Annotated in this window: 7 protein-coding genes and 1 other RNA gene; 2 read left to right on the top strand and 6 right to left on the bottom strand. The window is 44.5% G+C overall.

All coding sequences use genetic code 11. From position 1 onward, the window contains the following. Positions 1-135: 135 nt before the first annotated feature. The 5 genes from QZY95_RS06485 to rfbB all read right to left on the bottom strand — a co-directional run bounded on the left by QZY95_RS06485 (position 136) and on the right by rfbB (position 6,174). Positions 136-1,881: a site-specific integrase gene (locus tag QZY95_RS06485; RefSeq protein ID WP_290920859.1), complete on the bottom strand. Its 1,746-nt coding sequence runs from the start codon at positions 1,879-1,881 to the stop codon at positions 136-138. Positions 1,882-1,989: 108 nt separating this feature from the next. Further along, positions 1,990-2,349, bottom strand: a transfer-messenger RNA (tmRNA) gene (gene ssrA, locus QZY95_RS06480). Positions 2,350-2,748: 399 nt separating this feature from the next. Continuing rightward, a complete protein-coding gene (lpxB, locus tag QZY95_RS06475) occupies positions 2,749-3,864 on the bottom strand; it encodes a lipid-A-disaccharide synthase (protein WP_290920855.1) in 1,116 nt (371 codons plus the stop codon). Between the two features lie 12 nt (positions 3,865-3,876). After that, positions 3,877-4,824, bottom strand: coding sequence for a nucleoside recognition domain-containing protein (locus QZY95_RS06470; protein WP_290920850.1), 948 nt, complete (start codon positions 4,822-4,824; stop codon positions 3,877-3,879). A gap of 327 nt (positions 4,825-5,151) precedes the next feature. Continuing rightward, the gene (gene rfbB, locus QZY95_RS06465) at positions 5,152-6,174 is read right to left on the bottom strand and encodes a dTDP-glucose 4,6-dehydratase (RefSeq protein WP_290920847.1); all 1,023 of its coding nucleotides are present in this window, start codon (positions 6,172-6,174) and stop codon (positions 5,152-5,154) included. 351 nt (positions 6,175-6,525) lie between these two features. Here rfbB and QZY95_RS06460 point away from each other — a divergent pair, with 351 nt between their 5' ends. Together QZY95_RS06460 and QZY95_RS06455 are read left to right on the top strand one after the other, a co-directional pair. Then, positions 6,526-7,308, top strand: a complete 783-nt coding sequence (locus QZY95_RS06460; RefSeq protein WP_290920843.1) for a sirohydrochlorin cobaltochelatase — start codon at positions 6,526-6,528, stop codon at positions 7,306-7,308. Between the two features lie 24 nt (positions 7,309-7,332). Then, entirely contained in the window at positions 7,333-8,622 is a 1,290-nt protein-coding gene (locus QZY95_RS06455; RefSeq protein ID WP_290920839.1) for a hypothetical protein, read from the top strand. 112 nt (positions 8,623-8,734) lie between these two features. Here the strand turns inward: QZY95_RS06455 and QZY95_RS06450 are convergent, their stop codons facing one another. Then, a complete protein-coding gene (locus QZY95_RS06450; RefSeq protein ID WP_290920835.1) occupies positions 8,735-11,347 on the bottom strand; it encodes a pitrilysin family protein in 2,613 nt (870 codons plus the stop codon). Between the last annotated feature and the right edge of the window lie 111 nt (positions 11,348-11,458).

Below are 11,458 nucleotides of genomic sequence, written 5' to 3'. Positions count from 1 at the left end.
TATAGTTCATGTTTGTCTTCTTAATGTTCATAGGCTGCAATGTTGAACTAAACAGAGATGGCTCTGTTAAAATTTTAACACGACTCCTAAGTCGAAAAAATGAAAAACATCGCTTAGAATGAAAAATAGAAGTCGTTACTCGTCTGTTATTACAACCCATTTACTCTTGGCAAGATGAGCAAGGTCAAGGTCTACATCATGAGTGATGTACTTTGTTACGGTCTCAAATAGCATCGTAGGCTTGAAGTCGGTTCCGTAGCGTTTGAAGGTCTCAGAATCCCGTACTCCATGTCCATTGACGTAAAGCATGCAGTCGACATTTACGCCCTCATGGAGTTTTTGCTTGAGGTGGTCAATAGCCGTATGTCGGAAGCTATGGAAGTCCTTGCGGACGTCCTTAGTGCTTTCAATTCCGCATTGTCGACGGTAGCCAATAAACTTACTTTTACCACCATCACCATTGAACCAACGTGAGATACGCTGACCGTAACCGTCACGGTGGCGTGTTATCTCAGGGAACAATCTTTGTTCACCATCTGCACGTAGTTTTGCCACGTAATCAGGAAGCCTTAAGGTCTTAACTAAGAAGGGGGCTAGTGGAATCTTTCGCTTCGCGTTTTGGTTCTTAACTTTCTTGTCGTCTGTATTGTTATTTATATCAAAGACCCACACGCCATCTTGGTTATGGATGTCGTCTAGATGTAACTGAGCAATCTCATTGACTCGCATACCAGTAAACAGGGCAATAATTGGCGCCCAGAATTGGAAAGGCTTCTCATGAGTGTCATTGGTATATTGCTCAGAGTGGAACAACGCTATCAAGTCTTCATGTGTGTATGGGCTACGCTCATCCTTTGCACTACGGCGCTTTTTAAACGTCATATCAGCGGCATAGTTTTCTTTTACGAAGCCTTCTTTACGAGCGGTTTCAAGGAAGCCGGAAAGCCTGTTAAGCATCTTGTTAGCTGTATTGGTCTTCATCGGCTCACAGTCCATTGCAAGTAGTTCCTGTATGGACTTTCCTTTGTACCTAGAGTCCTTGTTGCGATTAGGAGGAAGCTTGCTCAAGGCATCTTTGTAGTTACGTATGAGCTTGTAACTAAGCTGATTGCACTTGATGTCATGTCCTACAAAGTCGAGGAAAAGCTGTAGAGCTGCACGGTTTTCCTTGGCAGTCTTAGGCTTCCAGTTCTCTCGTTCGTTTTCAGCACAATAGCGTTCTACGACGTTGCGGAGTAGTTCATTACCGTCATCGTCTTCTTCTAGAGCGGGTATGACAGGCTGGGCGGTAGGTGTCGCAGGGTATTGCTTGAGCAGGTCGTTAGTGATTTCTTCAGCTTTTATCACCTTAGACGAGGCTAGAGCTAGGCGGCTTTGTAGCAGGCTTAGGGTTGCCGTAGCAATTTCGTGGCACAACTCATCATGAGATGAACCTACGTCCTCAAGAGTCAGTCCCTGAGCTTCGAGTGTCATGTCTACGAGGTGTGCTACACGGTTATATTTTCCTCGGTGACGCTCAAGGTAGCATTCTTCCATTTGTTCTGTGTAAGCTGACCCCATGTCATAGTGGTACTCGCATACATCATCAATGCTGTTTTTCGGAGCTTCTTCCGCATCAGCCTTGAGCCAGTTCTTGATATAATTGTGAACGATATCAGTTAATTGTTCTGGTGCAAGTTTGCTCATCTCTGTTGTCCTGATTTTATCGAATAAGAGAGACGTTGCGGCGGCTAGCTTTTTAGCTGTCCGCTGTGCTTCACGTTTTCTAAGAGTTCCAAGTGAATAACGCAATTCTCGTAGACCGATGACGGGACGTAGGTCAACAGGTACAGCTCTTCTAAAGCAATGCGCGAAGGATGTTTGCACGAGATAGGTAGGCATGTCCGTTGCTCCAAAGTGTGTAGAAAATGTGTAGGAAACACACCCGTGCAGAGCTGTAGAAACGAAAAAAGCTCTAACCTATTGAAAGGTCAGAGCTTTATTACCTCATGGTGGAGGCGGCGAGAATCGAACTCGCGTCCGAGAATGGTCCACTCGAAGCATCTACAGGTTTAGTTCTGGATTAGTTTGTCTTACTTTATGCTTTGCCCCAGAACAGGCGACATAGAGCCAGTTCGCTGTATAAGTTTCGCTCTAGCTGCAGCAAACGCCTACTAAAACTAGTCAGATGGGGTTTTGTCATTCGCTAAGTCTATCTGACGTCAACAAAGTGAACGTGGCGGTCAATTAAGCTGCCATTGCGTATTCGTAATCGTTTGCAATTACTTTAGTGCCGCTTTTTACGAGGCCAGCGGCGCCTCGACCTGCAACTCCGGCTTCTTCTATCCCCGTCGAAACCAGTGCGCCCCCGTTTTGGGAGTATTCAGTGTCAGAAAAAATGGGAACTGACATTGAATAGTTTAGTGTGTGATGGTGGTTTGCTAGGCAAAACCAGCATCACAGGCGGTAGTGTTTACGCTTTTTTGTGTGTATCTGCAAGTGAAAATGCTATTTTTTGGTGCACAGTTAATATGCATCTGATATGCATTTTGTATATATTTACTGCGCAGCCGATATGGATTTAGTACCTATTTGATACGCATCTAATACCAACCTGATACAGATTTGGTCTTCCTGATATCCATCCGATACAGATTCACTATTCATTTGATATCTATCTAATGCGCATTCGATACACATATTGAATACGTACTTTCACTACTCGCATAATGTAATATCGTAATGTCATTTGTCCAGATGTAGACGTGACTATTTAGATAAATCGTTAATAATTAATTGTGCCGCTCTTGTGGCTGCACCCGGTTCGCCAACTTTTGTTCGTAATGTTTTAAGGTCGCTCCGGATTGCATCAAGTTTTCCTTCGGTATTTATCCAAGAAAGAGCGCGTGCTGCGACAACATCACCGTTGGCTTGCTCCTGTAAAAGTTCGGGGAAAACTTCACGACCCATAATCAGGTTGGGGAGTCCGACAAAAGGAACTTCAATGAATTTTGTTGCCAAAAAGAATGTCAGTTTTGACAGCTGGTAGGTGATGAGTGTCGGTGTGCCTATCAGAGCTGCTTCGAGGGTGACAGTACCAGATGCAGCAATCAGCATGGAGCATCCCCGCATGAATTCATATCGATTTTCAGGCGGATGAATTGTTAATGGTACTGAACTATTCCACAGTTCCCGTAATCGATCAGATGAGATTCCCGGGGCCTGAATACAATGGAATTCAAGCTCTGGTTTTTCTTTGACCATAATAGAGGCAGCAAGCGCAAATTGAGGCATAAGAGCTTCAATTTCTTTTTTGCGGCTCCCGGGAAGAATTCCGATACGGTTTTCTTGAGGGGTAATGTGGTCAATCGAATCCCAATCTATTGTATCTACAAGCGGATTGCCGATGTAATCAATATCCATGTTAAACTGCTTGTAGAATTCGACTTCGAAAGGAAGAATCGAAAATAGACGGGTGACATGTTTGGCAATGAATTTTGCTCGTCCGGTACGCCATGCCCAAAGCTTTGGAGAAATGTAATAATATACCGGAATCCCAAGAGCAGATGCGTACTTGGCTACACGAAAGTTGAATTCGGGTGCATCAATGAGGATGACTGCATCAGGTCGACGTTCAGCAAGTTCCTGTTTAATTTTTTTGAGCATCTTCAGGATGTCAAAAATTTTTCCGAAAACTTCTGTGAAGCCCATTACAGATAAGTCTTCAACACGAAGAACCGCATCAAAACCTTTGGAGCGCATTTCTGGTCCACCCATTCCGCAAAAAGTGGTGTCAGGGGCTACTGAAGAAATGGCTTCCATAAGGCTGCCGCCATGAAGGTCGCCGGAGGTTTCTCCGGCGTTGATCCATATATTTTTACCCATCAAATTTCCTTGTTAGTCAGCACGTTCGGCAACTGCAGCCGGCTCATTAGAGTAGAAACGCATCATGATTCCTACGAAAATAAGAGCAAAAACTAGACGTGTCCAGAGCGTGCCGCTGATGTGTGCTCCAAGAAGCATCATAAGCAGGGTGTCTTCAATCAAAGCGTGAGCTAGTCCCATAAGAGTCAAAGAAGCGAAGACGTCACGTTTGGAGAGTTTTCCGGATTTAACCTCGTGGATGATTAAGCCGCCGCCGTACGTTATGCCTAAAGAGAGTCCGATTACGGTCAGCGTTGCTGCATCCTTACCAATGCCGATTGCCTCAAGAACAGGTTTCAGCAACTGGTTTAATTTCTCTGTTATGCCGAAGTACGTGAGTAAGCGCATAATAGCAAACAGGGCAAGAATAATGAAGAACAAGTAAATAAGGTTGTTTGCTTCGTTTAGTGCCCACGGAAGAATGCCGGATTCCGGAAGTTGCGGTTCCCAGAGGATTTTACTTGGTTCGGCAAAAATACCTGTATTTGAAAAAACAAGATGCATGAGAATGCCTAAAATAAGTGCTGATACCATGCGGATAGTGAACTGCCCTGTAATGGACACACCACATTTTTGAGCAACCTTGCATTCAACAGGCAAAGAGTGGGCGATGAGCATCATTGTCGTCAGCGTTGTAATTTGTGCAACGCTAAGTGGATCCATTGTCGTAACCATGGATATGTATACGATGAGTCCGCTGTAAAGGTTTACTATAATAGATGTAGCCCACACCAACCCCATTTCAGCAGGCAGTCCGGCAAGATTCATTATAGGCTCAAGCGGTACTGCCAGATACTGGATAAGATCAAGTTCCTGTAGCAGCTTAACAATAATAATGACAGGAATCATAACCTTGTACAGGTCAAGGCTGGCAGCTACGGCATCTTTGAGAAGAGTTTTACATGCGTTAATGAGGTTCACAGAAATATCCTTTCAACAGTTCAAACGATAGATCGTTGCATGGTTAAAGAAAAGAGTGTTCGACCTATGGTCGAGTAAGGATACAATCCTTGCATAGTGCGCTCTCTGTGTTTGAGAGAAGGATTGAATCGTCCTTGAGTGAGTAAATACTCTCGTGGTGGTGCGTCAAGAGAGAATCAAATAAAAAGCAATTCAAGGATATCGCAGGGAAATACCGTCGGGCTTGTAGAAAAGTTGCTATAGGTGGGGAAGGAACGAAAATCGCCACTGATTTTGTCTGCAAACATAATCAGTGGCGAAAATATTCAATAGGTTGTGGGAAAAAGATTATTTTTCCGCGTACCATTTTTTCATAAATTCAAGGTAGGCACCGGATTGGACGTCTTTGAGCCACTCAGTGTTCTTTTTGTACCAGTCGAGTGTTTCTTTCATACCGCGTTCAAAGGTAAATTCAGGTTCATACCCAAGTTCTTTTTGAGCTAATTCGTAGTTCATTGCATAGCGGCGGTCGTGTCCCGGACGGTCTTTTACAAAGGTGATCAGGTCTTCTGATTTTCCTAAGTCTTGTAAAATGGTGCGGATGACATCAAGGTTGGTGCGTTCTGCATTGCCACCGAAGTTGTATGCTTTACCGGCCTTACCTTTCATGAGTGTCAGGTGTACGCCTTTGCAATGGTCGGCAACATGAATCCAGTCACGAATGTTCATACCGGTGCCGTACACCGGTAAGGCTTGATCAGCTGAGGCTTTGCTGAACATGAGCGGAATAAGTTTTTCAGGGAATTGATATGGACCGTAGTTGTTGGAGCAGCGGGTGATGGATACATTGAATCCGTAGGTTCTGTAGAATGCGTATGCAAGCATATCTGCAGAAGCTTTTGATGCGGAATAAGGGCTGCTTGGATGAAGCGGGGTATTTTCGGTAAAAGCTGGATCATCCAGAGATAAATCACCATAGACTTCATCTGTAGAGACATGAACAAATCGTTCAATATTGGCGTTGCGTGCTGCTGTTAGCAAAACCTGAGTTCCCATTACGTTGGTAGTGATAAATGGGGACGGGTCATTGATAGAGCGGTCAACATGTGATTCCGCAGCAAAGTTAACAACAGCATCAATTTTGTATTTGTCAAAGATGGAAGCTACGGCGTCGGCATCGGCAATATCGGCGCGTTCAAAGAAGTAGCGTGTTCCACCATGTTCCTTCTCAATAGATTGTAAATTTAAAAGGTTACCCGCGTAGGTGAGTTTATCCAGATTGATGACAGTGATGTCAGAGAATGTTTTGAAGATATAGTGGATATAGTTGGAGCCGATAAAGCCGCAACCGCCTGTTACGAGTAAGTTCATAAAGAAACCTCTTAAAGAAAAAATAAAATTTGTGCTTTTGTAACGATTGATGCGGGCAAGGTCAAACCGTAGGAGTGTACTTTAGAAATACTATATTTTTAGGTGGATAGTGTGATATTGTATACAGGCGGTAATAAAATAGTAGATGATAATCACATCATTACCTTTAATTAAGAGTCGCAATGAGTTGAGTAAAGCGGATAGAAAAGTTGAGAACCTTGCTAATTCTCTTCGGATTAGCTATTTTATATTGTTCAAATTTACTGATTCTACTTCATTTAAACAGCTTCTGACAACGGTTTTCGGGTTACACTCATCCATTCATTCCAGACTTATTCCAGCGTACATATTATGAAGAAAGGTATTTTACTTGTGGCATTTGGTGCCAATAATTTGCAGGCACATCAAACTCTCAGACTTCTTGATGAGCGTGTGCGCTCGCGTTTTGATGGTGTCAATGTGCGACTGGCGTTTACATCGGAGCTTATTCGCGACAGACTTGCAGCGCAACGCGTTAAACGTGACTCTGTAGTTAAAGCTTTGGAAAAGATGGCTTTTGAGCAATATACACATATTGCTGTGCAATCCCTTCATATTATCCCCGGAGTAGAATACGAAGATTTGTGTCTCCATGCACAGGCGCTTGTTGATTCCGGACGCTTACAGAACGTAAGCGTCGGTGCCCCGCTGCTGAATTCTGAGAGTGATATTGAGCAGGTTATTGATGCTGTTATGCGTCATCTGCCTCCGAGCCGTAATGCGGAGGAGGGGGTAGTCTTCATGGGGCATGGTTCATCTCATGAAGGGGATCGTTGTTACGATGCGGTTTACCAGAAATTGCAACAGAGAGATTCTAATATCTTTCTTGGAACAATGGATGGGAATCATACGCTTGAACATATTTTGCCCGAATTGGTAGATAGAGAATTGAAGCGGGTATGGTTAATGCCGTTTCTTTCTGTTGTTGGACGCCATGCCCGAAATGATATGGCAGGCAGTGATGCCGATTCGTGGAAATCACAGATAGAGTCAGCCGGAATACGCTGTACCCCGATGGTGTTGGGGCTTGCCGAGTATTCAGGCTTTGTTGATATTTGGTTGGATCATTTGGAAGCAACATTGAAGCTTTTGTAATGCGGTCGTAATTGAGAGGGTGACATGGTGAGTAGACGAGTGTTGGCGTGTTTTTGCATGGCAACATTACTGGTAGGAACTCAGGCAGCAGCAGAAAATACGGGGGTAGATTCTGTTGCCGGTGCTTTAAAAAATACAGCAACATCTGTTGTTGTAGAAGATGATATTTCATCTGAAGCCACGCAAGTTCAGCTCATTGAACAAGCGATTCGAGAAGTTGAAGCACAAGTTAAACAACAGAAAGCGGGTAGTGCAGAACAGCCTTCAAGTTCTGTCAGCACTTCGCAGAAGGTGTTAGAAAAAGTAACACCGGTACTTCAATATCAGCCGGAGCCGCAGCCTGACTTTGCTCAAAGCGAGCAAGGCTCTGATGTGGTGCAGGCAGCACAACAGACACTGTATCAGGGCGGTGCAGAACTATCTGCAGCCTTACCGAAAGCTCCTCTTTTTTCAAAAGAGGGTTTTGAGCTCGAAAATGTTGCACCGTTTGAACCGGGGTACATCCAAAAATACGAGCATGGTGCAATTAACTGGTTGACGGGGACAGTTACAGCAACTGGTGAAAGTCTTTCTACCGGTTTAGCTGTGAGTAGCCGTCAGGCACGGTTGAAAACATTACGTGCAGCGACTATTGATGCCCGAAAAAATTTATTTACTATCTTGAACGGTATTCCTGTAACGGAAAAAATGCGCATTAAAAATATTCTTCGTGCAGACGAAGATGTTATGCAGTTTGTCCGTGGGGATATGCAGAACTCTCGTATTACCGCGACCAGCTTTACTGAAGACGGTGTTGCAAATGTTACTGTAAGCATCACATTACGCGATATGTTTTTAGAAAAGCTGATTGGAAAACACGTCTCTTTTCATCGTGTGAGTGATAACCCGTATTCAGCAGCGAATGCCGTAGCAGAGTCTATTGAGAATGCTGTGGCGTCCGATACATCTTCAGAAGAACCAATTGGTTTGCCGATTGCCTACACGGGGTTACTGATTGATGCTCGTGAAGTTGGTATTCAGCCGGCCATCACAGTTACAATAGCTGATGAAGCCGGGAACGTGCTTTACAGTCCGCGTGTTGTGAACCGAAATGTAGCATTGAGAAATGGTATGGTTGAATATGCGGGAACATGGGAAGAGGCTATTGCTTCAGAACGTAGTTCTTCTAATCCTCTTGTGTTGAAAGCAGTAAGTGTTCAGGGGAAAACCCGCAGTAATATTGTTATTTCCAACGAACAGGCGCAATTGCTGAAACAGATTAACAATGCACACAACTTCCTTGAAAAAGGACGCGTTGTGGTTGTCTGTAAGTAGTTTTTACAGACCAACCGCTGGATGCACAAACCGGCCAGCCTGTATTTTAGAGAATAAAAAAGGGGTTGAATCCATCGGATTCAACCCCTTTTCGTATGTAATCAGTTGTTGTCTACGGTGCTACGCGCAGGATGTATGCTTTATCTACGTTAAGGTATTTTTTAGCAATTTCCTGAACATCTTTTGGAGTAAGTTTTTGTGCTTGTTCCACGATGTCTTTATTGTAGCTGAGCGGGAGCTGAGCAGTGGCAAGACCTGCTGCTTCTGCGCTTCTGCTGCCGAGGCTTTGATGTCCGCGGTAGTACTGTCCGCTCATAAGGTTCTGTCCGCGTTTGATCTGCTCTGCAGAAAGAGGCTTATCTTGAATCTCTTTGATGATTCTACGGAAACCGTCCATTGCAGCCTCTTCTTTTTCCGGCTCTGTACCGATGTAGAAGTAGGTGAAACCTGTAATGGTTGACTGCCAGCTGGACGCGGTAACAGTGTACCCGAGACCGTGTTTGTCTCTGAGGTCGTTAAAGAGGAGTCCGCTCTGACCTGCGAGAATATTCTGCATAAGCTCAAGTCCTGCTGTGTCTTTGCTGGTAAGCGGCACAGTTTCAAAAATCATAAACAGGTGAGCCTGATTACGGTCTTTGAGTGGAATGGACTTGGTGTGTTCTTTGTTCCAAGTTGGAACAAATTTTTCCGGTCGTTCTTCTGTCGGCTCCGGCAGGCGCTTAGCGAATTCAACCATAGCGTCGCGATCAAAGTCACCTGCGATTGCCAATGTCCAAGGCATGTTTTTCTGTTTTTTCCAGAACCCGTTAACATCATCCTGAGTAAATTTGCTTACTAGCTCAGGTGTACCTGCGTGGTAGTAGCTGTAGATGGAATCTGTAAACAGGAACGGGAACAGGTTGCGTGTAGCAAGGCCGATAGGCTGGTCTTCACGCAGTTTAATGCTTGCAACCTGATCAGTTTTTTCACGGTCGACTTCTTCTTCAGCCATTGCAGGTTCCTGCACCATCTGGGTGAAGAGTTTCAGAATGTCGCCTGAGAAACGAGCCGGATAACGTGCGCTTACAGAGAAGGTTCTTCTGCTTGCGGAAGCTCCGATAGAAGCTGCACGGTCTGCAAGGAATTCTTCAATGGCAGGGGCATCAAGGGAGCCTGTTCCTTTTGTCAGAACACGCGCTGCTAATACAGGGAGACCTTCCTGATCTTTTTTAACAAGAGAGTCGCCGCCCATGAAGTCCATATCAATCGCAACATACGGTAATGTATTGTCCGGAATCAGGATAAGCTGACGGCCGTTACCGAGATCGATAACTTCTTTTTTACCGACGGCATCCTGAGTTTTTTTCTGTTTTGCAACAGTCTTTTCAGATGTCCAATTCTTAACAACAGTTGCGGTCAAGGCTGTTTCACTTAACTCACCATCGTGAGGAGCAAGGATTGTTGCCTGTAAGCGGTCTGGTCGGATGTATGTATCGATCAGATTTTGAAGCTGTTCACGGTTTACGTTTTCAACTTCGTCGAGGTAGTTCTTTTCACCTTGTTCGCCGCCAAAGAAGAATTCAAACATACCAAGTTTTGAGGTAAGTCCGGAAAGGGTTTCTTTAGAGCGGAACAGGGAGTCTTCAAGATTTACGCGAACGCGTGTAAGGTCTTCATCTTTAAATTCTGAAGCTTTAAGAGTGCGTAAATCGTTCATGAGTTCATTCCAGAACTCATTCACTTTATCTTCATCAAGTACGGCTGTGATGTAGATAAGACCTGCACGCTCGAAAGAGTATGCAGAAGCTGAGATAGAATCTACCAGCTGCTTTTCGTACTGGTATTTACGATAAAACGGTGATGTTTTGTCGCCGCCCATGAGCTGAGCTAATACATCAATGCCGGTGGTGTTTACATCGTCAAAGCCCGGAATTGGGAATGAGATGCCGAGGTACACTTTATTCCATTTTCCTTTTACTACCTGCACGTTAGGGCCGGTAACATCAAGGGTGTTGATATCAACAGGGGAAGGCGGTGTCACCATCGCAGTGTTTTCAAGACTGCCGTAGAGTTTTTCTGCTTCAGCAAGAACAGCTTTTTCATCAATGTCGCCGCAAACAACCAACAACATTTGCTGTGGCTGGTAATGCTTTTTGATGTAATTTTTGATGTCTTCGCTAGTGAAGGAATTGATAGTGTCACGATAGCCGATAATCGGCCATGCGTAGGTTGTTCCTTTCATTGTCTGCTGTTGCAGCTTTTTGAAAAGAAGTCCGAAAGGGCTGTCCTCGCCACGTTCCAATTCGGAGATAATAACTTTTTTTTCTGACTCGAGCTCTTTAGGATCGATAGTGGCAAAGAATGCTTGATCCCGCAGAACTGAAAGTCCGGTTTTCCATGCATCAGCAGGGAGGTCTGCAATATATACAGTGTAATCAAAACTGGTAGCAGCGTTAAGGTAGCCACCTAATTCTTCAATACTTGCAGCGATCTGGCCTTTTGCATAGTTTTTAGTGCCTTTAAAAACCATATGTTCAAGTACATGACTGATGCCAGCTTCTCTTGGCTCTTCGTATCCAGAGCCTGCATGCACATACAATCTTGTAGAGACAAGCGGGAATCGCTTGTCTTCTTGAATCAAAACAGTCAAACCATTTTTGAGTTTAGTCACCGTTGCCGCAGACGCTGCGGTTGCAGTGCACATCATAAGTACTCCACAAAAAAGAATAAGAAGTCGTTTGAACATTCCATGCCTCCTATTGCCTAAGCAAAAACATGTTCAAAGGGTAGTGTACGCAATGGTTGCAATTTGGCAAGGAGAACCATCGGTTGTGACATACAGGTTATAAGGGGGGTG

The organism is Halodesulfovibrio sp. (genome assembly GCF_015482765.1).
In the GTDB taxonomy this organism is placed as follows: domain Bacteria; phylum Desulfobacterota; class Desulfovibrionia; order Desulfovibrionales; family Desulfovibrionaceae; genus Halodesulfovibrio.
This window is presented reverse-complemented; position numbering and strand designations above follow the sequence as displayed.